23 protein-coding genes and 1 pseudogene are annotated in these 22,992 nt (G+C 38.1%); 6 read left to right on the top strand and 18 right to left on the bottom strand.

The window, feature by feature from the left end:
- Window positions 1–19: 19 nt before the first annotated feature.
- From K3T81_RS04000 to K3T81_RS04020, 5 genes are all read right to left on the bottom strand, one after another.
- Complete coding sequence (locus K3T81_RS04000) at window positions 20–1,369, bottom strand: M20/M25/M40 family metallo-hydrolase (RefSeq protein WP_238018411.1); 1,350 nt, start codon at window positions 1,367–1,369, stop codon at window positions 20–22.
- Window positions 1,370–1,480: 111 nt separating this feature from the next.
- A complete protein-coding gene (locus tag K3T81_RS04005; RefSeq protein ID WP_238018413.1) occupies window positions 1,481–2,200 on the bottom strand; it encodes a GntR family transcriptional regulator in 720 nt (239 codons plus the stop codon).
- Window positions 2,201–2,672: 472 nt separating this feature from the next.
- Window positions 2,673–3,686, bottom strand: coding sequence for an NADP-dependent oxidoreductase (locus K3T81_RS04010; RefSeq protein ID WP_238018415.1), 1,014 nt, complete (start codon window positions 3,684–3,686; stop codon window positions 2,673–2,675).
- A 165-nt stretch (window positions 3,687–3,851) separates the two neighbouring features.
- Window positions 3,852–4,448 (bottom strand): lysophospholipid acyltransferase family protein, encoded by a 597-nt coding sequence (locus K3T81_RS04015; protein ID WP_106898500.1) that lies wholly within the window; start codon window positions 4,446–4,448, stop codon window positions 3,852–3,854.
- A gap of 180 nt (window positions 4,449–4,628) precedes the next feature.
- On the bottom strand, window positions 4,629–6,134 hold the full coding sequence (locus K3T81_RS04020; protein WP_238018417.1) for a DHA2 family efflux MFS transporter permease subunit: 1,506 nt from the start codon (window positions 6,132–6,134) through the stop codon (window positions 4,629–4,631).
- Between the two features lie 174 nt (window positions 6,135–6,308).
- Here K3T81_RS04020 and K3T81_RS04025 point away from each other — a divergent pair, with 174 nt between their 5' ends.
- On the top strand, window positions 6,309–7,199 hold the full coding sequence (locus tag K3T81_RS04025) for a TetR/AcrR family transcriptional regulator (protein ID WP_238018419.1): 891 nt from the start codon (window positions 6,309–6,311) through the stop codon (window positions 7,197–7,199).
- A gap of 587 nt (window positions 7,200–7,786) precedes the next feature.
- On the opposite strand, the gene ytvA is transcribed toward K3T81_RS04025, so the two are convergent.
- The 3 genes from ytvA to K3T81_RS04040 form a co-directional block, all read right to left on the bottom strand.
- Window positions 7,787–8,578 carry a YtvA family blue-light photoreceptor gene (gene ytvA, locus K3T81_RS04030; protein ID WP_238018421.1) on the bottom strand — a complete coding sequence of 264 codons (792 nt, stop codon included), beginning with the start codon at window positions 8,576–8,578 and terminating at the stop codon, window positions 7,787–7,789.
- A 99-nt stretch (window positions 8,579–8,677) separates the two neighbouring features.
- The gene (locus K3T81_RS04035; RefSeq protein ID WP_238018423.1) at window positions 8,678–9,115 is read right to left on the bottom strand and encodes an antibiotic biosynthesis monooxygenase family protein; all 438 of its coding nucleotides are present in this window, start codon (window positions 9,113–9,115) and stop codon (window positions 8,678–8,680) included.
- 2 nt (window positions 9,116–9,117) lie between these two features.
- Window positions 9,118–9,786, bottom strand: coding sequence for a sirohydrochlorin chelatase (locus K3T81_RS04040; protein WP_238018425.1), 669 nt, complete (start codon window positions 9,784–9,786; stop codon window positions 9,118–9,120).
- Between the two features lie 113 nt (window positions 9,787–9,899).
- Between K3T81_RS04040 and K3T81_RS04045 the strand changes: the two genes are divergently transcribed.
- Window positions 9,900–10,526, top strand: coding sequence for a metal-dependent hydrolase (locus K3T81_RS04045; protein WP_238018427.1), 627 nt, complete (start codon window positions 9,900–9,902; stop codon window positions 10,524–10,526).
- A 36-nt stretch (window positions 10,527–10,562) separates the two neighbouring features.
- Here K3T81_RS04045 and K3T81_RS04050 read toward each other — a convergent pair whose 3' ends face one another.
- Both K3T81_RS04050 and K3T81_RS04055 read right to left on the bottom strand, forming a co-directional pair.
- The gene (locus K3T81_RS04050) at window positions 10,563–11,108 is read right to left on the bottom strand and encodes an NADPH-dependent FMN reductase (RefSeq protein WP_238018429.1); all 546 of its coding nucleotides are present in this window, start codon (window positions 11,106–11,108) and stop codon (window positions 10,563–10,565) included.
- A 233-nt stretch (window positions 11,109–11,341) separates the two neighbouring features.
- Window positions 11,342–11,962, bottom strand: coding sequence for a superoxide dismutase (locus K3T81_RS04055; RefSeq protein ID WP_238018431.1), 621 nt, complete (start codon window positions 11,960–11,962; stop codon window positions 11,342–11,344).
- A gap of 168 nt (window positions 11,963–12,130) precedes the next feature.
- Between K3T81_RS04055 and K3T81_RS04060 the strand changes: the two genes are divergently transcribed.
- Window positions 12,131–12,751 (top strand): helix-turn-helix transcriptional regulator, encoded by a 621-nt coding sequence (locus K3T81_RS04060; RefSeq protein ID WP_238018433.1) that lies wholly within the window; start codon window positions 12,131–12,133, stop codon window positions 12,749–12,751.
- A gap of 25 nt (window positions 12,752–12,776) precedes the next feature.
- Here the strand turns inward: K3T81_RS04060 and K3T81_RS04065 are convergent, their stop codons facing one another.
- Both K3T81_RS04065 and K3T81_RS04070 read right to left on the bottom strand, forming a co-directional pair.
- Window positions 12,777–13,388 (bottom strand): HD domain-containing protein, encoded by a 612-nt coding sequence (locus K3T81_RS04065; protein ID WP_238018435.1) that lies wholly within the window; start codon window positions 13,386–13,388, stop codon window positions 12,777–12,779.
- Between the two features lie 60 nt (window positions 13,389–13,448).
- Window positions 13,449–14,228 carry a Cof-type HAD-IIB family hydrolase gene (locus tag K3T81_RS04070; protein ID WP_238018437.1) on the bottom strand — a complete coding sequence of 260 codons (780 nt, stop codon included), beginning with the start codon at window positions 14,226–14,228 and terminating at the stop codon, window positions 13,449–13,451.
- 231 nt (window positions 14,229–14,459) lie between these two features.
- Between K3T81_RS04070 and K3T81_RS04075 the strand changes: the two genes are divergently transcribed.
- From K3T81_RS04075 to K3T81_RS19630, 3 genes and pseudogenes are all read left to right on the top strand, one after another.
- Window positions 14,460–15,296, top strand: coding sequence for an aldo/keto reductase (locus K3T81_RS04075; protein ID WP_238018439.1), 837 nt, complete (start codon window positions 14,460–14,462; stop codon window positions 15,294–15,296).
- A 342-nt stretch (window positions 15,297–15,638) separates the two neighbouring features.
- Window positions 15,639–15,983: pseudogene (locus tag K3T81_RS19625) on the top strand (PAS domain-containing protein); the annotation flags it as partial.
- Between the two features lie 42 nt (window positions 15,984–16,025).
- The gene (locus tag K3T81_RS19630) at window positions 16,026–16,517 is read left to right on the top strand and encodes a methyl-accepting chemotaxis protein (protein ID WP_420830791.1); all 492 of its coding nucleotides are present in this window, start codon (window positions 16,026–16,028) and stop codon (window positions 16,515–16,517) included.
- Between the two features lie 121 nt (window positions 16,518–16,638).
- Here K3T81_RS19630 and K3T81_RS04085 read toward each other — a convergent pair whose 3' ends face one another.
- From K3T81_RS04085 to K3T81_RS04110, 6 genes are all read right to left on the bottom strand, one after another.
- Window positions 16,639–17,181 (bottom strand): 3D domain-containing protein, encoded by a 543-nt coding sequence (locus tag K3T81_RS04085; RefSeq protein WP_238018443.1) that lies wholly within the window; start codon window positions 17,179–17,181, stop codon window positions 16,639–16,641.
- A gap of 168 nt (window positions 17,182–17,349) precedes the next feature.
- On the bottom strand, window positions 17,350–18,042 hold the full coding sequence (locus tag K3T81_RS04090; protein WP_238018445.1) for an OmpA family protein: 693 nt from the start codon (window positions 18,040–18,042) through the stop codon (window positions 17,350–17,352).
- Window positions 18,032–19,861, bottom strand: a complete 1,830-nt coding sequence (locus K3T81_RS04095; RefSeq protein WP_238018447.1) for a MotA/TolQ/ExbB proton channel family protein — start codon at window positions 19,859–19,861, stop codon at window positions 18,032–18,034. Before K3T81_RS04095 ends, K3T81_RS04090 begins: the two co-directional genes overlap by 11 nt.
- Window positions 19,862–20,132: 271 nt before the next feature.
- Complete coding sequence (locus K3T81_RS04100) at window positions 20,133–20,702, bottom strand: nucleotidyltransferase family protein (RefSeq protein ID WP_238018450.1); 570 nt, start codon at window positions 20,700–20,702, stop codon at window positions 20,133–20,135.
- Between the two features lie 78 nt (window positions 20,703–20,780).
- On the bottom strand, window positions 20,781–21,797 hold the full coding sequence (locus K3T81_RS04105; protein ID WP_338044603.1) for a C45 family autoproteolytic acyltransferase/hydrolase: 1,017 nt from the start codon (window positions 21,795–21,797) through the stop codon (window positions 20,781–20,783).
- Window positions 21,798–22,364: 567 nt separating this feature from the next.
- Window positions 22,365–22,901: a hypothetical protein gene (locus tag K3T81_RS04110; protein WP_238018452.1), complete on the bottom strand. Its 537-nt coding sequence runs from the start codon at window positions 22,899–22,901 to the stop codon at window positions 22,365–22,367.
- Window positions 22,902–22,992: the final 91 nt, after the last annotated feature.

A 22,992-nucleotide genomic window follows, 5' to 3' on the forward strand; every position in this document is an offset into this window, starting at 1 on the left:
ATTATTCAGTCATTAATAGCTAAACATCTCCAAAATGCCGCATGACATTTGCCGTAGCCTTTATCCCCTTTATAAAATCATCTATATAAATATTCTCATTGGGCCCATGAAAGTTTGACCCTGTGTTTGCAACGCCAATCTGAGCAGCAGGTATCTCAGTATTAGCAAGTAATTTTTCCATTGGGCTAGATCCTGCCAGATTACGCATGATGATAGGTGGCTCTTCGTACACTTCTTTCATACTGTCAATAACCGTATCAACAAACGGATTCTCCGAGTCCGAATTAAATGGGAGTAGTCCAGCAAGCTGCTCAATTTCAATATCTCGAAAGCCGTGTTGATCCAAATGTTTGCGCAACAAATCTATCACCATTTTCGGAGTCTGCCCAGGTACTATTCGAAAGTCAATCTTCACTTTGGACCTGGATGGCAGTACTGTTTTGGCCCCTTGTCCAGTATCCCCTGCTTCCAACCCACAGATTGTGCAAGTCGGGGCGGCCGTCAAACGCTCCTTCAACTCTAATCCAGTTACACCAGTAAGAAAATTGTCTATTTGATAATGAGTTTTTGTATGCTCTTCATCATAATCCATCGTTTGAAAAAAAGCCTTTTCTTTTTCTGTTAGTTCTAAAATATTGTCATAGAACCCATCAATTAGTATTTTTTCATTCTCATTCTTTAATGTACTCAACGCCCATACTAGACGCCATGCAGGATTTTCAACTACAGCCCCTTCCGACGAATGAAGATCAAAAGCTGCGCCCCTAACTCGCAGCTCTACAAAGCATATCCCTTTCACTCCAAAGCTGATATGCGGACGTTTGTCATGAATATTACGCATGCCCCCTTCCCAAATCATGGCATCTGTTTTTAGCTTTTCCGGATTCTCTAATGCAAATTTTTTTAAGTTAGGACTACCAACCTCCTCTTCCCCTTCAATAATGAATTTCACATTAACCGGTAAATCGCCATGAACTTTCTGGTAGGCGTGTACTGCTGCTATTCGTGCTGCTATATTTCCTTTATTATCTGCTACCCCTCTTGCAAAGATCTGTCCATCTTCAACTCTCGCTTTAAACGGGTCAGACATCCATTCTGCTAATGGGTCTGGAGGCTGCACATCATAATGGTTGTAAAAAGTCAGAGTTCTTTTACTTCCATTATCGATCTGCCCATAAATGATTGGATATCCGGCAGTCACAACTTCTTCCACATCTGCTCCCAAATCCTCCAGAAGCTGTATCACCAACTCCTTCATCTCCTGCATCCCTATATTTTTTGCAGAAATACTTGGTTGATTACACATGGATAACAACCAATGTTGGTACAAGGATGCATGTTCTTCTATTTGTTGAAAAAGTTTTTCCACTCAATCCCTCCTTTTTCATTATATAAAATATAATATTATAACATTATAAAGTTATAATATTTTTGTATAGTTTCGTAAAATAATAATTTTTAGATATTTTTTTCAAAAAAATTACAAATCTATTTCTAAGTAAAAGTTTGATTGTTCTTGTTTTAGAATAAATCGTGAATACTCAATTATAGTTCCTTCTTCATCAACTGTATAACGCTCAAGTGAAAATAATTGTTCTCCGACTGGGAGTTGTAATAATTCTGCCTCATAGCTGTCAGCAAAAATAATCGAGAAATATACTTTTGCTTTTCCTAGCTTCTTATGATAAGTCTGGGTAAACAAATTGTAGAGTAGTTCTTTTTCCATATCATTTTCGAGTAGTCCGGGAAAGAGATGTACTGGTATATAGGAATATTCGATTGCTACCGGAATGTCTTCTCTTAACTTTATTCTATGAATTTTATACACTTCATCTTCCTGCATTTCAAGTTTTCTTTTAATATCAGAAGATGCTTTCTCAGCCTTAAGGTTCAATGTCCGGTGAGGATGATACTGGTTTTCCCAAGCTTCATTCCTTAAAGAAACAAGTCTTGTTAAATTAGTTTCATCCTTCGTTTTAACAAAAGTACCTTTACCACTTTGTCTGTAAAGCAATCCCTCATGGACTAGATCATGAATGGCTCGTTTGATCGTGATGTTACTAACATTAAATGTCTCTGCAAGCTTTTTTTCGGTCGGGAGTTGATACCCGACGCCCCATTCCTTACTTGTAATCTTAGCTTCCAATATATGTTTCACTTGATCATATAAAGGTGTAGATAAATCCTTGTCTACTTTCATGCTATACTCCCTATCAAAAGTTATAATATTATATTAAATATTTGTTTATTGTTGACAAGTATAATCTCATTTTTTTATGAAGTCAACTGTATATTTATAATTTATTTTAAAAATCTAATTATTATATAAAAATCAGAAAAGTAAAACCCTTACATTGTAAAATAATTGTAGTAGACTCCTGTTCTACCGATATTTACCAAAGATACAGAGGGTTGATTATACAGTTTTAAAACCACTAAGTTTGAAACAACAAATTGCTTTTTTGCTTGCGCTCTGTAACTACGTTATCTTCCCCTGCTTCCAAATTCTGACTAGAACACTTCCCATATTATTAAGTGAGAGTTGAAGAATTTTGTAATAGCTCCATAAAACAAAAACATCCCGAGAATTGCTTACCCGGGATGTCGTTTATATCCTTTTTTTAAAATCCAGGTCCTCCATTTGCAGCATACTTAGACCTGTTATAGGTCCTTTATTCAGGATCTGAAACTTTTACAAGCTGTTTGCCAATGTTTTTTCCTGAGAACAATCCAAGGAAAGCATCTGGAATCTTTTGAAAGCCTTCATAAATCGTTTCTTCATAGTACAGATTTCCCTTACTCACAGCATTTGCTAATTCTTCATATGCGTCAGCATAATGATCAGAGAAATCGCCAACAATAAAACCTTGCATGAGAACACGGGACTTAACAAGAAATTGCTGTACCCGTAAACCGATATCCTGTTCCCCTTCCTTTAAATTATAAGAGGAAATTGCGCCACAAACAGGTACACGCGCAAATGTATTTAGCATTGGCCAAATGTGATCAGAAATTTCACCTCCAACATTTTCGTAATATACATCAATGCCATCAGGACAGGCATCTTTTAACCGTTTTCCAAAATCTTCCTTTTTATATTCTACGGCTTTATCGTAGCCTAACTTGTCTTTTATATAGTTAGCTTTCTCTTCAGAACCGACAATACCAACAACCTTGGCTCCTGCCTGTTTAGCTAGCTGCCCTGCTACCTGTCCAACAGCTCCTGCTGCTCCAGATATCACAACTGTTTCTCCCCTTTTAGGCTTTCCAATGTGCATCAGACCAAAGTATGCTGTTAAACCGGGCATTCCAAGTACGCTGAGAGCAGCACTCGGATCTAATCCATTTGTTTGTACTTTACTAACCTGGTCTGATTTTTCTACAATGTACTCCTGAAATGGTAAATTCCCTCTAACAATATCACCTTTTTGCAGTTGATCGCTTTTTGTCTCTACCACTTGCGCAACCACTCCACCAGCTAATGGTTCCCCGACTTTAAATGGGTCAACATAAGAAGGCGCGTCTGACATCCTTCCCCTCATATATGGATCTACTGAGACATAAAGTGTTTTTAATAATACTTCTCCATCTTTTGGAGTGCCCTCCTCGACCTCTTTAAATTGAAAGGTACTATCATTAGGTAACCCATTAGGGCGTTCTTGAAGAATAAGTTGTTGTTGTGTCATTGAATTTACCTCCCCTAGTAATTTAAACTTTTAACCACTGTATTTGTTTTCCCCATTTATCAAAAGTTAAGCATGAGGATAGTGTCTCGTAATTTCTACCAGCTGCATTTTACATATACATCTAAAAAAAGAACAATACCTCAACTGGTACTGTTCTTCGCATTATTATCTTTCTTTTAATTGTTCCTGTAATTGGTTTAACGCTACGTTTAACTGCTCCATCATGACTTCCATGCCTTCTTTTTTAGACATGCCCTCTGGTAAATATATAGGTTCACCGTAAATAATATGGGGTTTTACCCGTTTAAACAAGTCAGTAAAATTATTTGGGCCTGCGTAAGCAACAGGAAGAATAGGAACTTTAGAATGCCCAGCAATAGTAACAGCTCCGCGTTTTAAAGGAACTTCTTCACTAGTTCTTGTCCCACTAGGAAAAATTCCAACCACTTTGCCCTCTGCAAGCAATCTTCGAGGTACCTTAATCGTACTCGGGCCTGGGTTTTCTCGGTCAACTGGAAATGCATTAAGGTGTTCCATAAGCCATTTCAGTCCTTTAGACTTAAATAACTCCTTCTTAGCCATATAATGTATTTTAGTTGGTAGCATGGAAACTCCTAGCCAGAGAATATCTACCCAACCAGTATGCGTACAAGCAATAACATATCCATCTTTCCCTTTTGGGATGTTTTCTTTTTGGTGGACCCTTAGTCTACCAAATAAAGTTAATATAAGTTTAACAAGATTAGCAGCAAATGTGTATATCATGCTCTCTCTCCTTACCTGCTTGTTTCTTTGTTTCATTTTAACACAAACTATTAGCACCTGGTACTATTTTCATAAAAAACGTTAAAGTTCCATAAGGATCCTATTAAATGCCCTTCTTATAATAATATGAAATCAAAATAAAAACCAGTACCTTTAATAAGATACTGGTTTTCATCATTAGGAAGCAGGCGTTTCAACTTGCTCATATTCTGTTTTAGGTGGTGTAACCCGTTTAATAAAGAAACCGAGAAGCAGTGCAACGACTGCAATCCATGTGGAAACGAAGAAGGTGAAATTAATTCCTTCTAGCATAGCCTCATTTGCAAGCTGCATTTTAAATGCTGCCATTCCGTCGGTGCTTTGCGGTACATTCCCAGATGCCATCGCTTGGTCTAGTAGATCATTTCCTGCTGTTTCACTTCGTTTGTTCATAACAGTAAGAAGTAAGGCAGAGCCAATTGCACCAGAAACCTGTTGGATAGTACTGTTCATTGCCGTACCGTGTGGGTTGTCTTTCATTGGTAACTGATTTAAACCGTTGGTCATAACCGGCATCATGACCATGGAAATACCAAACATCCGAATGGTATAGAGTAACATAATATAGTAATAACCCGATTCAAGATCTAAATTACTAAATAAATAAGTTGTAAGAACCGTAATAGATAAACCGATAATCGCAAGTATTCTTGCACCAAACTTGTCAAACAAGCGTCCCATAATAGGGGACATAATTCCCATAACAATTGCGCCTGGTAGCATAAGCAAACCGGAATGGAATGGCGAAATCCCGCGGATAGTCTGTACATACAATGGCGTTAATATCATTGCCGAGAACATTGACATAGAAAGGACAACCGAGATAGCTGATGATAATGCGAACATTGGATGCTTATATATTCTGAACTCCAGCATTGGTTCATCCATGTGTAATTGTCGCCAGATGAAACCGAAGAGTGCTATAGCTCCAACAGTAATAGTCCCATAGACTTCTAAAGCATCCCAGCCTTTATCACCAGCCATACTAAAGCCGTAAAGGATACCACCAAACCCTATACTAGATAAGATAAGAGAAGGTATATTTAAACGTACCTCACGATTTTCTGTTATATTACTTAATTTTATAAAAGCAAACACTAAAGTAAATAAGGCAAATGGTAAGACAATACCGAACAATACGCGCCAATCATAATGCTCGATTACCCAGCCGGACAGAGTAGGGCCAATGGCTGGAGCTGTAATCATCGCCAGACCGAAAATCCCCATGGCACTTCCTCTTTTTTCCACTGGGAAAGCTGTAAGCATTACGTTCATTAACAATGGCATCATCACAGCTGAACCTGATGCTTGTATCATCCGAGCTAGGACAAGTATTCCAAAGCTTGGCGCTAACATTGCCAACAATGTCCCTATAGAGAATAGCGTCATGGCAGTAAGAAACAGCCTTCTATTAGTGAATTTCTGAATAAAGAAAGCACTTGCTGGGATCAGAATTCCATTTACCAGCATATACCCTGTGGTAATCCATTGAACAATTGATGGTGATACATCAAATTCTGTCATAATGGTCGGTAGAGCTACATTCAATAATGTGTTATTTAATAAAGCTACGAAAGCCCCGATAAATAGAATGGCAATCATTCCATAAGGAGGTTTTTCATGCATTTGTTTTATATCCAACATTCATTCCCCCGTTCATACTCGTTGTATAAAATTTGTACTTGAAGTTCAACACTTGATTATTTTATACCCTTCGTTCATTTTTGGCAAGAGGAAATTTCCTTTTTAACATGGGAATTGATTAGATAGTTTTTTTAAGTTAAAATTAAATTATACTAACAGTCTAAAGGTGATTATATGAATGAGCGTAAGCGACAAGTTTTATTAACAGCACAACGTCTGTTTATTGAAAAAGGATTTAGCACAACATCCGTACAAGATATTTTGGAAGGGTCTAAAATCTCTAAAGGAACTTTCTATAATTATTTCACGTCAAAAAATGAATGCCTTGTGGCCATTTTGGAATATGTAAATGAAGAAACCTTTGTAAGAAGAAGAGAATTATTAATTGGTGAAAAGAAGTCCGACAAACACGTTCTTGCTAAGCAGATTGCAGTCCGGATGCAAATCAACCGTGAAGAAAATCTATTTATGTTGTTTGAAGCCATTTTTCATTCTGGTGATCAGGAGTTACGTGATTTTGTGAAAAAGAACCATTTAAAAGAGTTGTTTTGGCTTTCTGAAAGATTAATTGATATTTATGGAGAAAAAGCATCCCCTTATGCACTTGATGGAGCCGCATTATTACTCGGAATGATGCAGCAAATCTTTCATATTTGGGCTGCAGCAAGTAATAACTTGGGAGAAGTAGACACACTGGTCTTATATGTTTTACGTCGGATGGATGCTATCATACCAGGACTTGTTTCTAACCAGGACACCCTTCTAAATGAAGAAGTCGTAGTTTCACTAAAACGAAGTCTTAATAGCAAGAAATATTCGAGGGACCAAGTGGTGGAGCAGCTTACTGGTTTTACAGAAAAGCTATCTGATGAAGCAAATGTGGACGGAAAACAATGTATCCACTTTCTAATGGAAGAATTAACTGCAGACAGCCCTCGCATCTATCTTATTGAAACAGTAACTCGCGCCTTCACCAATGCATTCACAGGAACTACTGATGAATTAGAGGCAAGAGAAATTGCATCTAGACTTTGGAGCTATGTTGATACAGTGAATAATAGTTAAAAGAAGGAGAAGAATTTTCTCATCCGTTACCATCTAAAAGTCGTCTAAATACAGGCGGCTCTTTCTCACGAGTTATTTATCTGAAAATTAAACTATTGATTTATAAGCCTAAGAAAGAATGAATATCTTCTATCTTTGCCATTCTCATTGGTAACTTGGTGTAAGACAACGTTTTTCACCATTATGTTGAATCCCAACAGCACGCGGTCCCTTTTAAATGAATCGACCGCAATGACAACCTTCATTATTTGTCACCCTTCCTCCTACCTTAACGTGACCATTATTTCCGGGGAAATCATGAGGTCCTATGCTTTTTAAGAGACACCAATTGTTCCTATCGCAATACTCCCTTTTATCTCGAAGTCAAGATACTGTTTCCTTTATTGAAGGTAAACACTTCGACATATAAGTGTAACGAACTGTATAGAGAATGTTTTTGAATTAATACCATCAATCAGTACCACTAAGACAATATCTTATTAACAATAATGGGGCAAACTACAGTTACTCCAAGTCACATTAGCAACAAAACATCTCTTATTTATTAAGAAACCCCTATTCCTTTACGAATAGGGGTTCAAGTTAGATTATTTATCTTCTGCAACCCGGACGATATATTCCATGGCTGTTTGCACACTCTTGAATGTCTTCATATTTCTAAATTTATCTTGTATAGTGGCCGTCTGTACTGCCATGTCAGGCCGGATTCCCGCTACAAGTAGCTGTTTACCCATAAGGGAGATAAATTGGTGAATCTTTAAAAATCTAGCTACCGTATTTCTATCAACTTCATATAAGCCTGAAAGATCTATAATTAAATAATCTTGGTCAGAAAGCTCGAGGTAGTTTGATACGGATTTCATAATAGTATCCAACCGTTCTTCTCCCATCGTACCTATTAGGGGAAGCACCGAAGCATTATCATGGACTGGAACAATTGGGGTCGAGATTCGCTCGATTTCTAACAAATGCTGGGCAAGCAGTCTTTCATTCTCTTTATCTTGCGTGACGTCCTTTTGCACCCCAACAAAATAAGTCTTCTGATCTTCCTCTACCCACATAGGATCGATTGATAACTCATTCCAGAAGCCAGTTCCATCTTTTCTGTAATTGTAAAGTTGTACGGTAATTTGCTGTTCTTCCAAAATGGCATCTCGTAATGCCTGCAAGCTTGTCTCATCTGTTTCTTCTCCCTGTAAAAAACGACAATTGCTACCAATTACTTCACTTTCTGTATATCCGGTCAGTTTGTAAAAGCCTTGATTGGCATAAACAATCGGATTATCCTCGATCGTCGGGTCTGTAATAATTAAGCCAACTCCTGTATAATTAAGTGCTTGTTCTATAAGATATTGTCTACTTTGAATATTTTTAGTCACGCTTGGCTCCACCTCTATAATTATAGTACCCTCTTATCTATCATATTATCGAACAATTATTAAATTGTCTATGATTCTGTAGACTTATACGTAAGGGAACTATCTCTTCGTCTTGTAAAGATGATGATAGGGCTTTCCACTCAATACACCCTTTTCTTTGTCAAGCCCTTCTTTTGTCCCTCTCTTTTTATGTGCATGCTGATAAGCTTTTGAGCTTTGCCAATCTCGAAATGCTTCCACGGTTTCCCACTGGGTAAGAATTAGATACGTACTGTCTGTAATTGGTCGCAGGACGCGTATCGATATAAAACCAGCCTCTTTTTCGATTAGCTTAGGGCGACTAAGGAAACGCATTTCAAACCTTTCCTTTGCTTCATGATTAACAGGTACATAATTTAATACATGAACAGCGTTTTCTTTCAGCTCACCAGATTGGTCAATTATCTCGTATTCTTTTTCTCCTACCTCTATGCCCGTTGCCAATACCGATAGTGCAAGAGAATCTTCGTTTTCTATATGCTGTAGGCTTAGGTTCATTCTTAACTTCCTTCCAAAATCACTATTTTGTTTAGTATATATCTTTCTATGCTCTGATTAAACGATAGAGGATCCATTATATGAAAATTAGTGTTAGAACTTGCTAGAGATTTTAGTTCATAATAAACCTTTCCCTTACCGAAAGTGAGAGGCAACATTGTTACACTTCCATACTCCTCCTGAAAATTAACTAGCTTTTCTTTCGCACCATCTTCTGCCAACATGACCACCAGCCAAGGCATCCCACTTTTATCAGCAAGCCTTTTAGCCATTGCACAGAGAGCTTGTTTAGCCTCAAAGTGAGCCGATCCATGTGCTGCGAGGATGAACGGTTCTTTTATATCATAGCTTTGTTGTATAAATCTTATGAAGTGGTCTTCTTCTACTAAAGGTGGCAGGATGTTCACTGGTGAGTCAGCTTGGCTCGCTACATCTTTTAAGTCTCCTTCATAATGCTTACCTTTCAGAAAGAATAATGGAATGACTGTAACTTCGTAATCTTGAGGATATCCGGCCATCACATTCTCCAACAATGGAGAACCGAATTCCAAAAAGCATCCTAACACTGGATCTTGAGCCTTTGCCTGTAGCCGATTGACCATTTCAAGGAAGGATTTATTTTTTGTTTCATCACGCGAGCCATGATAGACAAGTAGCTTTATTTTTTTCAATAAGCTCTTCCTCTCTATTATCTGTATTCCTTAATTAATGTTTCACTAAACAGAACATACATTTTGTTGTACACTATAAGGTGGAATAATTTACATAAGAAGGGAAACACAACATGAATGGTACTGCACACGCTGCTGTTGGCGCAGCAACAGGATTTATCGTAGCAAACACTTATACGGCTCCACCAACCGAAACTGCTCTCCTTGTGGGTATAGGAGTAGTAGCAGGATTACTCCCGGACCTAGATATTGATGGAAAGCTACGTGGGAGAATTACGCTTTCTCATAAACTGTTTCAATCCGTGGGCCAGCTAATTGGTATTTTAATGATTTTTTACAGTATGTATGAAGGCAATGGTACAAACCAATACATTGGGTTGGGCATTGGTCTTTTACTTTTCGTATTTACCTCATTTATTAAACAAAGGCATATGTTGACATTGACTGGGATTGCTGTGATTGCGGTTGGCCTATCTTTACAGGAGACATGGTTATTTTTACTTGGTATCTTTATACTTATCGCTTCAGTCGTCTCGCACCGCAGCTATACGCATTCGTTGCTTGGAGTAGTTTTCGTTGGATACATTGCCTACCGATTAGAGATGTCAATAGGATTAATTGGGGTTCAAAACACTTGTCTGGCAGGGTATATAAGCCATCTAGTAACAGACAGTAAATTCCTCCCTTTTAATAAAAGAGGAGTCAAACTATTTTTACCACTTTCTTCAAAAGAATTTTAAAATTAACTTAAGAAAAAAAGGCTGGTCCATGGCGGATCAGCCCTTTTTATGCTGTAAGGCACTATGAAGCTGAAGTATTTCCTCAGAAAGTTTTGATATTCGTTCATTTACAATTGGGTTTATAATTTCATTGTCATCATTAAAATCATCATTATGAACGAAAACACTGTATGTCGGCACCATCCCTTTTAAGTAAGAAAGTATGGGTTTTAATTGATATTCGGATACAAGAAAGTGTTTTTCAACCCCTCCAGTCGTAACCATTGCCGTAACCTTTGCTTTAAATGCATCGACAGGTAAGTGATCAAATAAATTTTTGAGAACCCCAGAAATCGATGCTTGGTAAATTGGCGAACCGATCACAAGCGCGTCCGCTGTCATGATTTTGTTTACAACGTCCCAAGTATCTTGATTATATCCTGCTAATGGAAAACCTCGTACCATTTCTACATCGTATTCCTTTAAATCAATTAATTCCGTTTCAAGCGATGGGTCAAGCATCTTAGCCGTCATTAACACATCATGTACGGCCTGTGACGTTTTTTCTCCTACCACTGAACCGGATATTCCTGTAAGCTTCAACGTGTACCCCTCCTGTCGTCGTTTCTTGTAAAGCATATGTACAGAATAAGGTGCATGTTAACACCTTATTCTATTGTATGTTTATCCCGGTGCAACTGTTCGTAAGACTCTCACATCAAAATTTTGAAGTGAAACCGTTAATTTTTAGTGGGAGTACACGGACGCTAACACCCCAATTCGTTCAACTAACAATAAGTGAGGAAGAACGAAATTCCCCTGATTGAAGTTTCACTTTATTTTGTAGCTGCTTCAAACTTTGTAGCTACTGTTTGCCAGTCAATAATATTAAAGAAGTTCTCAATGTATTCAGGCCTTCTGTTTTGATATGTTAGATAATAAGCATGTTCCCATACATCAAGACCAAGAATTGGTGTTTTCCCTTCCATAACAGGGCTATCCTGGTTTGGTGTGCTCGTAATTTCCAGTTTATTATTTGAGTTTACAACAAGCCAAGCCCATCCTGAACCAAATCGTGTTGTTGCTGCATCTGCAAATTTTTGCTCGAAGCTGCTGATACTTCCGAAAGCATCGTTCATTGCCTCTGCAAGCTTTCCTTCTGGTGCGGACGCTTCTTTAGATGGTGCAATGACCTCCCAGAATAAAGAGTGGTTTAAATGACCTCCACCATTATTTCTAACCGCTGTGCGTATTTCTGCAGGCAGAGCATCAAGATCAGAAAGCAATGCTTCCAATGATTTTCCCTGAAGGTCTGGATGCCCTTCCAAGGCACCGTTTAGTTTGGTTACATATGTTTGATGATGTTTCCCGTGATGTATCTCCATTGTTTTTGCATCAATATAAGGTTCTAGTGCATCGTGTGCGTAAGGTAGTGCAGGTAATTCAAATTTAGCCATGTTACTTTCCTCCCTAATCGAAATAGTTTATACTTTTTATACTATAAAGTATAATAAGTTTAAATAAAGCGTACCCTAATAAAATTGGCATCGCAACTAAAATGCTTGATGAGAATATGAAGCCATAACAGAAATAAGTGTTACACAAGAGATTTAAGGAGGTGCACTATGCAACTAAAAACAACCAAAGATAGAATTCTTGATCTTTTAAAAAGAGAAGTTCGTATGACGGTCGGGGCCTTGTCGGAACGCCTTGAAATTACCGACATGGCTGTAAGGAAACATCTATTGGCCATGGAAAAAGATGGCCTTATTGTTACGGAAGAAATCAGGCAGCCAATGGGGAGACCTGTTCAGAGCTATACGTTGTCAGCGAAAGGAGAACTACTTTTTCCTAAAAGCTATGAAGGATTAAGTGTAGAATTTCTGCAAGACATACAAGCACTTTATGGTAGCAAATCTGTTGAACAGCTTTTTCAAAACAGAGAAAAACGTTTGACGAAGGAATATACTTTACGTATGCAGAAAAAATCACATCAAGAGAGAATGCAAGAACTTCAGACTATCCAAAATGAAAAAGGATACATGGCTGACATTACCAAGATAGATGATAATAGCTACGAGCTGATCGAGTACAATTGTCCGATAATGGCTGTCGCAAAAGAATACAAAGTAGCATGTAAATGTGAAACTTCCATGTTTAAAAATGTCTTACAAACAGAAAACGTCAATCGGACAAGCTGTAAAACGGAAGGGAATGACCATTGCAGGTTTCAAATCAGCTTTTAAGCTCCCCATCGGACATTCCCTTGTTTTATGCTTTTAATGTATCTGTTTCGATCCCTGCTTCTCTCAGCTTTTCATCTGCTTCCTCTTCAATTAGCTCCTTTAATTCCTTTAGAACTGGGTGAAAATCTGCATGTTTGCCAAGCATAAAGCTCATTTTATGTTCCACCGGAAGCCATGTGTCGATAGAGGCTTCGTTATGCTGTATTTGCGCTTCAAGCTTATCAAGTGCATTAGCAGTTTTAGCTTCAAGGGTCTTCTTATCTTCAAACTCCATCCACAATTGGTGTACTTCTAATCCTAATTCATGAGGAAGTATGTCTCGGAGATGATCAATTGCCTGTAACTCTCGAGCTTGCTTCAATGCTTTGACTTCCTCATTATCCAGTGTATCAAATGCCGGCACATCGGTTGCTTCTGCCTCAACGAGATCATGAATAATAACCATTTTTAATAACTTTGCTGTATCTAGCTTTTCTTCCATTAATGGCTCAATCAGCATTGCCATTAAGGATAGTCGCCATGTATGTTCCGCAACGCTCTCTCGTCTACCATTGCTAAGCCAACTGTGGCGGAGTTCATATTTAAGCTTCTCTGCAAGCTTAATTACTTGCATAACATCCCTTAATGTATCCTTCATCCTATTTCTCCCCTATTATTCATCTCTTGGCTAGGCAAGACCCTCTGGTTCTTTAATAATTTACAAAAGCCCTAACATTTGTAATCCTTTTAAAATCCCGTCCTCATCCACAGCTGCTGTTTCATATCTTGCTGCTTGTTTTGCACGAGAATGGCCGTTCCCCATTGCGACACTTTTCGGAATCTCAGTCAGCATCTCCAAATCATTTAATGAATCTCCAAACGCGACGTGATTTTCTGGTTTTATATCAAGCAGATCGGTAACTTTTCTTATCCCGACCGCTTTTGATCCTTCAGCAGGGACAACGTCCACTGATCTCGGGTGCCAACGTACAAAGTTAAAAGCACTATACTTTTCTTCGTAAAATTTCTCTTCGCCCTCTTCACAGAACAATAAGGATTGGTAGATATCTCTTCCTTTGTTGTATGTTGGATCATGTTCTAAGTTCATATCTACTTTTAAGGTGGCCAAGCCTTCGTTTATGGCCTCGTGATCTGGAACGTTGGCCTTCATTTCTTCTTCACCCATGAAAACAATCGGATTCTCTTTTGCCAGTGATACTTTTGCTAAGTCCTCTAATAATTCGCTATTCAAAGGATTTCGGTGAATCACCTCACCTTTATAAACTACATACTGACCGTTAAAACATACATATGTATCAATTTCTAACTCTTCACGCAAGTTTTGGAAAAAAAACGGCGCCCTTCCTGTAGCAATTGCAACCTCATGTCCTGCTTTCTTCAAAGCAGCGATGGCTTCTTTCGTACTTTTGGGAAGTTCTTTTTCTTCGTTAAGAAGTGTACCATCTATATCAAAAAATACGATGTGCTTATCTAGCATGCTAACCTCTCCACCTTTTCTATATACTATTTTTTATCACACTTAGCATAGACTATGGAAGGGTTTTCAAGTCAAGTAATTGCACCCAAATCGTAGTTATTTTCAATCTATTTAGTTGAATCGTTTTAATAGATAGTGATAGTCTAATAATAACAAATATGACCTTATTAAATCGGTTATGAGATTGGTCAACATTTTTGTAACATCTAATAATGAAAGGGAGCGAAGAATATGCACATACCTGAAATCACGCTTAATGATGGTTTAACTGTCCCCGAAATTGGATTTGGAACGTACAAACTAAATGGCAACGAAGGAGTAAACGCAATTACTAGTGCTATTAGTACTGGATACAGGCTAATTGATACAGCTTATAACTATGAAAACGAAGGCACAGTCGGGGAAGCTATTCGCCGTAGCTCTGTACCAAGAGAAGAATTACTTGTTACGTCAAAATTGCCAGGCCGCTACCAACCCTACGATAAAGCTGTTACAACGATTCAAGAGTCGCTTTACCGAGCTAAACTTGATTATTACGACCTTTATTTAATCCATTGGCCAAACCCTCAGCAAGGGTACTATGTTGAAGCTTGGCAAGCTCTGATTGATGCGAAGAAATGGGGACTTATTCGTTCCATCGGTGTATGTAATTTCCTACCAGAGCACCTTGAACGACTGAATAAAGAAACTGGTGTGCTACCAAGCATGAATCAGATTGAACTACATCCGTTTTTTAATCAAGAGGAGCAACGTAAATGGCATGAAGATAATAATGTGAAAACAGAGTCTTGGAGTCCTCTGGGAAGAGCGAGCGCCGTGCTGGAAAATGAGACAATTGGCAAGATAGCCGATAAGCATCAAAAGACTATTTCTCAGGTAATTTTACGGTGGCACCACCAACTTGGATCCATTCCAATTCCTAAGTCTGCTTCACCAAGCCGACAACTCGAAAATATTTCCATTTTTGATTTCACTCTAAGTGAATCGGAAATGACTACTATCTCACAGTTAACTCGCCCTGATGGTAGGTTAAAAGATCAAGATCCAGCAGTCTATGAAGAATTCTAATAGAAAAATAGTTGAGCGTCATTCATTAATGAATGACGCTTTTTTATGTATAGAATTCGTATATGAGTCGTCCCATATAATAGTTCTAGCCGAAATTTAAAAATTATTTTTAATTCAGGTTTATTCAATTCATAATTAGGGAAATGATACTAGGTCATAAGAATGAGATTAAAATATCAGGCTCGATGAAAATAGAATACGCTAAAAAATAAGGAGACTCCCCCTTTTGGACTGCTTTAAATTTAATTACCTTATTTTAAATGTATACAAATTTTTACAGTAGCCCGAATTAGGAGGATGTTTTCTATGATACATACTAAAGAAACGGAGCAAGTAACAGATATGCACGTAGTCAAAGCAATTGAGGAAAATTTAGCCATTATCCGGTTTGGGCTTGATTATCGTGTTGCTTATGTAAATGATGTATTTGCAAGGACGGTGGGATATACGACAGATGAAATGCTAGGAATGCATCACAAAGAACTTTGCTTTCCTGAATTCGCCAATAGTCCCGACTATAACCAATTCTGGAGTAACATCCTGAAAGGGAGAAGCTTTCAAGACAAAATTGAACGAAAAGGGAAAGATAATAAACGGATATGGCTTGAAGCAACGTATATGCCAATCTTTGACGAGACACAGACAAAAGTTATTGGCGTATCAAAAGTAGCTACTGATATTACAGACAGACACAAAGCCATCATGGGCGTTGGAGACCAACTAAATCTCATGTCTACTAATCTAAATTCTAAAGCTTCAGCCGGTATCGAGCGCTCCGAAGATCTCTTAGCATTAATAGGTAGTATTACAAAAGTATCTGGAAAAAATACGGAGAATTTAGCACAACTAGAGAAAGAGACACAATCGATTCAAGAAATTGTTAAAACTGTAAAAGCTATTGCTTCTCAAACGAATCTACTTGCTTTGAATGCTGCAATTGAAGCAGCAAGGGCTGGAGAACATGGTAGAGGGTTTAATGTAGTAGCACAGGAAGTCCGCAAGCTATCTAATAATGTAGAAAAATCCATTACTCAAATTCGTGGTAACATCGAACGAATCACATCCGAAATTAACACCATAAGTGCTGGAACAAAGGATGTTCAAGAACATATTATGGAAGGACAAGTAAAAGTCCAAACAACAGTAGAGGATTTTAAAGACCTAACCGAATCCTCCAAACAATTAGATGGACAAGCTCAACAATTTACTGAACTATTATAGCAACCTGCCTCCAAACTAAGGGGGCTTTTTTTATGCCTTCCTGCGCTTCAATTAATTAAAGAGTGATTTTAAAAAAAGAACTCCCTGATATGGCACTCACCATTCAGGGAAGTTCTCCTTTTTAACCATCAAACACAAACTGTCGATCTTTCTTATCCTCTATAATCTGAACATCAAGCTTCTGTACTCCAAAATGAATCGCTTCTTCCAAATCTTCTATATACACATCTAGACGACCTTCCTTAATTGCACTACCACGATCCTCACATGTGTATGTTTCATCCAGTTCTGGTATATACAACTTTGTCCCAAAATCGAGTGAAGCAGGGCAAGCTAATGTTTCATTTTCTTTTACTAGGTTGCCAGATGCCGTAATCCCATAAGCTGGGTGATTAGGTGACTTACCTGTTGACTCTTCCCCAGCAGTATAGGCAGTTATGATGAATGTTTCTGTATTCAGCTCTTTTTCCTTCTCCTCCTTATTATTTGTTGAATTCTTCAATGGGGTAAATACTGCACTTTCAATAAATGATTGGGACGCGACTAATGGCGACATCACCTCAGCATTTTCATTCTCCCCCATTAAATTTTCCACAAGAGGAAATGTGATGATATGTTGTTCATCGGCTTGTACTTGCTCTGAAAGCGCGAATGTTATTACCAATATAAGTGCGGCGCTTAATAATACCTTTCGAATGTGAAACCCTCCTACCTTTTTCCTGTTGATAAGGTAATTTGTCCTATACGACGAAAAACTGCCATACAAGTCATTGCTTACCCGGAATAGGTTTAAAATAAACTTTTAGGAGGTCTGTCAGCTAAAAAAGGAAGGCTATTCTCCTAAAATCTCCCTCGTTTTATCTAGAATCTCCTCATCCTTTAGTCGGAATTTGAACTCCACTCTACGGGAATCCTCTGCACTATAATCGCCATTTTCATCCGTTCTAGGATCAGAATAAGATTTGCTGTTTACTGTTAATTTCCCCCCGACATGTTGCTGAATGTTCTCATATGGAAAGTCTTCACTCATAATATAGTCAGCAACACTATAGGCACGCTCCTGGGAAAGCTGCAGATTGTATAAATAACTGCCATCCCGATCTGTATGTCCTTCTATAATAATTTCGGCAATGTACTCCTCATACCCACTCTGTAGCAAAACATCTAAATACTTTGGAACAAATTCATCCAAGAACTTAAAAGACTGAGGTTTTAATTCATCTTCTCCATAATCGAATAAAATTTCTGTATTAAATATAATTGCCCCCGTTTTTTCATCTACCTCAACACCCATTGCAGCGTCACTGAATTCTTCTTTTAGTTCACTTACAAGCTTGGCTCTAACACCCATAATCTGATCAAGGGTTTCCTTCATTTCTTCAATTTGCAGTGATTTAATAACCATCATGCAAATAAAAATCAGCATAAAACAGAGCAGAATGGTTGTTAGCAAATCAGTAAACGATGGCCAGAAGTGCCCTTCTTCTTGTTCATTTTTAAATAATCGTTGATATTTAGAAGTCATTTTGGTTCATTCCTATCCCATTGCTCCAGTTACCAGACTGCTGCTGCGGAGGAATGGTTCGATGTTGATTTATCGATTGAAGCTCCCTGCTAATCTCTTGAAGTGTTTGTTGAATAAATCTGCCATTACTTTGGTGTGTCGCTTCGGTAATACGTTGGACTTCTTTAAACTCGCTACGAATCGAGTCATTTGTCTGCTCAACGTACCGACCAAAACTTTGCAACAAACTATCCAATTTATTTCCAAGCGAGCCTTCGAGATTCCCGACATAGTTAGATAGCGTATCTTTCAATATCCCAACACTTGCCTCCATCTGATTCTCCCTTTGACGGAATCCATTGTTCATCTGGCTGACTGTAGCATTGATATCTTGAATGAGTTGATTGTTTTTCATCCCGATTTGTTCAAAAGTATTCGCCGCATCCTGCATGTGCTTTTCATATGTCATTGATTCACTCGAATGGTTTTTCAAGTGTTGACTAAAGGTCCGATTAAATTCCTTCAGTTCGGTAAAGCGATCTGAGAGAAGATGCTTATATTCTGCCTGCGTCTGGTTAATAACTTCCAATGCATCAGGAAGTTTCACAATCGATGAGCCCATCTTGTCAAATTCTCGAGATAGCTCTCCAAGATAGGTCATAACACCCGATAGTTTCGTAGATAGATCCTCTCCAAAAATTCTTTGGAAATTTTTATTTTGATGATCCATCACATTAACTAATTCACCACTTTTTTCCTGAATTCTTTCAAATGAAGTATGCATTGTTTCCTGTTCTCCCAGAAGTTTGGACGTAAATTGCTTGATCTCTCCCACAGACATTTCGAATTGTTGTAATGTCTTCATTTGTGAATCTGAAACTTCCTTCATTTTTTCAAACGTGTTTTCAAACACTTTTACCATTCGTTCGTTTTTGGTGTCCATCTTTTTAAAATAAGAAAACAGTGAATCGAAGTTTTTATTTAGGTTGGTTGTCCCTTCGGAAAAGCCATCTGTTACGTCTTTCATTTGTTGGAATAGTCCTTGAAATTCCTCAAGATTATCCGATAATCCATCATTAAAGGCAGCCAAATCCTTGGCAGATTGTTGTAATCCAGCAGTATATTCCTTAAATCCAGTGAATGAAGCTTCAATACCTTGTAAGGATTGTTGATTTGTCTTCTGCAGGCTGAGGATCGATTGATTGATTGCTTCTGAAACACCAATTAGTCGCCCCATGTTATTCTGCTCTGTCCCTTCCAGATTGGACTCTGTCATGAGCATGATATCCGTTAAGATAAATTCTGTGTTCATTATTTTAATGAGTAGCGTCATTATTAATGAGAAGCCCATCCCTGCAATACTCGTGTAAAAGGCCACATCAATGCCCGCCAATACTCCAGCAACTCCCTCGACCAGATCACTATCATTGATATTAATGCTACCAAGAGATGAGGTAAGCCCGATAAACGTCCCCAATACTCCAAGTAAGATAAAGACCGACACGGTCATTTGAATCATCTTAATTAAACTTACAACAGGCACTTGAAAAAAGCGCCACCCTGAAAACTTTTCCTGCACGAAGGTTTCCGCCTTCACACCTTCTCCCTGCTTGTTGTTAAATTGTTCCTGGAAACCTTGTAGTGGTTCAATATCTAATCGATTTGTGTCTTTCACGTAATTCCGTACTTTTTTCAGTTTCCCAAACAATGTAATATGAAGTAGCACCGCGATGATAAAAAGACCAAACAAAAGAACAAAAATGGCTTCTATCATTGAGTTAGCTAATATTGCTTCCGCCTTTTGCTCACTTGTAAACATCTCAAGAATGGCTTGCACCATTTTATTTTCCTCCTTGTAGCTCGCATTTTTTCTAGGTCATTCTCTTAGAATTCTCTTCTTCTATTGCTATTCAAGAGAAAGGCGAAACATGTGTACAAGTTAGATGAAAGAAAGAATTTCAACACTATTAATCAAGGTTTTTAAGAAACAAAAAAAGTCAGGATACCAATGTCATCCTGACGAAAAATACTACTATGATATTATAGAGACCTAAAACAAATAAGATACTAAACTACCTGACTTCCATTGCATATGTACTAAATTAACCTACTTAATCTTCATGAGAATACACTTCTATCTTATGCCAAATAGACTGCCAGTTTTTCTTTTTAATTCTCTCTTTATAAATGACCGTCCGATCGCTACTTTCGGCAAAATACGGGGTTGGCTTCACCTTTAAATCTACTACATCTTTAATTCCACAAGGAGCGGTCAAAATAATTTGTTCTTCATGGTTTAGCTTCACCCCAAGTGCTGTAGCTGTTTCTGGAAATTTAGATATAGCGTCTTCTGAAGATGTGTATGGCCTAAAGTGATTTACCATATGCATCCTTGCTTCGTTTTTTACCGACCAGGGAACTTCAGGGAACATTTCATGCAGCTTCGCTTCAAGTCTCTTTTCTTCTAATTCATCTATGTTGGTTTTATCAAAAAAGATAACATCTACGTCTGGGAGGGTCGTCTTCTTAAAACCGTGTAATGTGTCCCAGATTTTGGAACGTACAAAACCGGCACAGATCCACCAATCCGGCAAATCTAGCTTTTTAGCTATTTTCAGTATTCGCATCATTTCTTTGTCATCTTGTATAAGCTTTATAATATCTTGTTCGGTTTTCACCATGTGGAGACCCCCTATACGGATCGTTTGTTCTATTTCCATTTTAACATAGGAGGAGGTGTTTGTTTCTCAAATTTCGTCCTACCCAATAAATCCATTCATTTTCTGTACATCTAAATTCACTCCCTTGACCCAGTCTTTCAAATCTATCTCTAAGACCCCTTCGCTTTTAGCAATAGTCGTAAGGATTTTCGCTTTTTTATAAGAATATGAGAAGGTATGTAGGGTTCCAAACAAGTTTTTATAATTAGTGAAATACAGCGGTGAAGTTGGATCCTTAAAAAGGTTAAACATTGTCTCATAGGTCATTAGGTCCACTTCTAATCCATGTAAAAAAGCATCTCGTTGAACCGAACCCGTAATGATATCCCTGTTTTTCTTTCGCATTGTCTGCTCCTGAAAATGATTTACACAGGAGAGCATTTTCTCTCCACGTCTTACCATCACGCTGTCAGGGCTAATCTCCACTTCTGCAAAATCACCAAATCGATCACCGATGGAAATATTGTAGCAAGCAGCATGAGGTATCTCTTTTAATAATTGAGTAGCCTCATCAACTGTACTACAAGTATCCAAAACCATACGGACCCCTATCCAGGCTGAAATCCCTGTGGTATATAATTGATTGCTAACAAAATGTAGCCCTGCCACTAATCCTACTTGGTTGACACCATCGTGTCTCCCCAGTAGGAGAAGATTATATCCCGCTGTAGCAAACGCATCTTTTGGCTGACTAAGTGTGAACAGCCTATCATAGAATTCCGGTGAAAAATCATAATTTCTCACATAATATTCTTTTGTAAGAATTGCAGAGCATCCCATCGCCTTGGTTTTCGGAACATCATAACCACTGAACATAGCTGCAGCCTTCCTGAAGGATATATTCAAACCATCTGCTATTCCCGTCAACTCTTCCAGTAAGTGTGGTGCCAATGAGAAGTATAAAGACTTCATACTTTCCTCATCAATAGCTGATTTTGTTATTGAGTCATATGTATTCAATATTGGTCTGTCACGATAAAATCCCCCTAAATCCCTCCCTATTTGATAAGAACTATTCCTTAGCTGCAGAATATCCACAGTAAATGACCCCATCATTTTTCATCTCCTTGCTTCGATATTTAATTCCATTATACGAATAACAAGGCAAGAGTTCCTGTCTTTTTATGCTCCTTAAAGATAGGTATACTTTCAACTAATAACTACGTAGAAAAAAAACACAAGCATTAGTTAGCAGACCGCCATTATCTTGACCAAAAGCGGTCCCGTTTATGATATAGTTAGAAGACAATAGACTGGCTTCACATGAGGGAGTTGGTGCACTTCTCTTTTTAGGAAGATTCCTAAAAAGGAGGTGATGCCAATGGGGATTGAATCGGTGTTAACGTTAATGATATCCTTCGGGATGCTTATTGCGTTTATCATGTCTGACAAGAACCAAAAAAAATAACCCCTCATGTGCTTTAGCCAGGCGCTGAGGGATTACTTCTCTGAGTGTACCGCCCCCTTATGGGGTTGGTCTATTGGAACCGTTCCATGTGTCCAGCATGGAGCGGTTTTTTATACATTATGCTTATTCGTAAATAGTATACCACGAAATGGGAGTAAATACACTCTTTTACTGGCGATAGGAATAGCTTCGGAATGTCAGGATATATGTGCACATTAATGAATTATTTGCATAGCTGTCAAAAGGTTGAAAATATTCACTGCTGCTAAGACCCATTTTAAAGCACGTTGTCCTCTAAATGCATAATAAATACCAACTACAGGAAAAATTAATGTTCCCAAGATATATATCATCCCAATGACGCCGCTAATGTATTCACTTAGTAACATGCCACCAAACCAGACAGCAAAAAAGCCTAAAACACAAATGAACGATGCTTTCAGATTTCTGCTGCCAAGATCCTTAACCCAAGCTCTACCTACCTCTATGTAGAAATCTTCGTCCTCTCTCTTTTCGCGGACCGCAATAAATGCTGCTATTAACTCCTTGGAGCTCTTATTCTGAACAGGCTCTGGCCCTTCGGTAAAATCCTCATTCAACTGCTCATTATCTAAAAGAGTTTTATGCAAGGATTTCAAAACCTTGTTTACCTCTTTATAGTCCTTTTCCTTCCTGCCTCTTTTCTTCAAAACAGAATGGACAAAGAAACGAATTGCTTTAAGATAAATCATTGATATTAATCTGCCAAACATACTAATGTTCCCTTCTCGTTATAATTGTCCTGCAAATAGATCCTTTAACTATTATCAGTTTACCATAATATCACAAGAAGAATGAGGATGG

This window comes from Oceanobacillus jordanicus (genome assembly GCF_022095695.1).
Classification (GTDB): Bacteria; Bacillota; Bacilli; order Bacillales; family Amphibacillaceae; genus Oceanobacillus_B; species Oceanobacillus_B jordanicus.

Coding starts and splice junctions, on each gene's coding strand:
- K3T81_RS04005 (WP_238018413.1), bottom strand. CDS start 2,200: ATGAAAGTAGACAAGGATTTATCTACACCTTTATATGATCAAGTGAAA.
- K3T81_RS04010 (WP_238018415.1), bottom strand. CDS start 3,686: ATGACACAACAACAACTTATTCTTCAAGAACGCCCTAATGGGTTACCT.
- K3T81_RS04020 (WP_238018417.1), bottom strand. CDS start 6,134: ATGTTGGATATAAAACAAATGCATGAAAAACCTCCTTATGGAATGATT.
- K3T81_RS04025 (WP_238018419.1), top strand. CDS start 6,309: ATGAATGAGCGTAAGCGACAAGTTTTATTAACAGCACAACGTCTGTTT.
- K3T81_RS04035 (WP_238018423.1), bottom strand. CDS start 9,115: ATGAACCTAAGCCTACAGCATATAGAAAACGAAGATTCTCTTGCACTA.
- K3T81_RS04045 (WP_238018427.1), top strand. CDS start 9,900: ATGAATGGTACTGCACACGCTGCTGTTGGCGCAGCAACAGGATTTATC.
- K3T81_RS04055 (WP_238018431.1), bottom strand. CDS start 11,962: ATGGCTAAATTTGAATTACCTGCACTACCTTACGCACACGATGCACTA.
- K3T81_RS04060 (WP_238018433.1), top strand. CDS start 12,131: ATGCAACTAAAAACAACCAAAGATAGAATTCTTGATCTTTTAAAAAGA.
- K3T81_RS04065 (WP_238018435.1), bottom strand. CDS start 13,388: ATGAAGGATACATTAAGGGATGTTATGCAAGTAATTAAGCTTGCAGAG.
- K3T81_RS04070 (WP_238018437.1), bottom strand. CDS start 14,228: ATGCTAGATAAGCACATCGTATTTTTTGATATAGATGGTACACTTCTT.
- K3T81_RS04075 (WP_238018439.1), top strand. CDS start 14,460: ATGCACATACCTGAAATCACGCTTAATGATGGTTTAACTGTCCCCGAA.
- K3T81_RS19630 (WP_420830791.1), top strand. CDS start 16,026: ATGTCTACTAATCTAAATTCTAAAGCTTCAGCCGGTATCGAGCGCTCC.
- K3T81_RS04090 (WP_238018445.1), bottom strand. CDS start 18,042: ATGACTTCTAAATATCAACGATTATTTAAAAATGAACAAGAAGAAGGG.
- K3T81_RS04095 (WP_238018447.1), bottom strand. CDS start 19,861: ATGGTGCAAGCCATTCTTGAGATGTTTACAAGTGAGCAAAAGGCGGAA.
- K3T81_RS04100 (WP_238018450.1), bottom strand. CDS start 20,702: ATGGTGAAAACCGAACAAGATATTATAAAGCTTATACAAGATGACAAA.
- K3T81_RS04105 (WP_338044603.1), bottom strand. CDS start 21,797: ATGATGGGGTCATTTACTGTGGATATTCTGCAGCTAAGGAATAGTTCT.
- K3T81_RS04110 (WP_238018452.1), bottom strand. CDS start 22,901: ATGTTTGGCAGATTAATATCAATGATTTATCTTAAAGCAATTCGTTTC.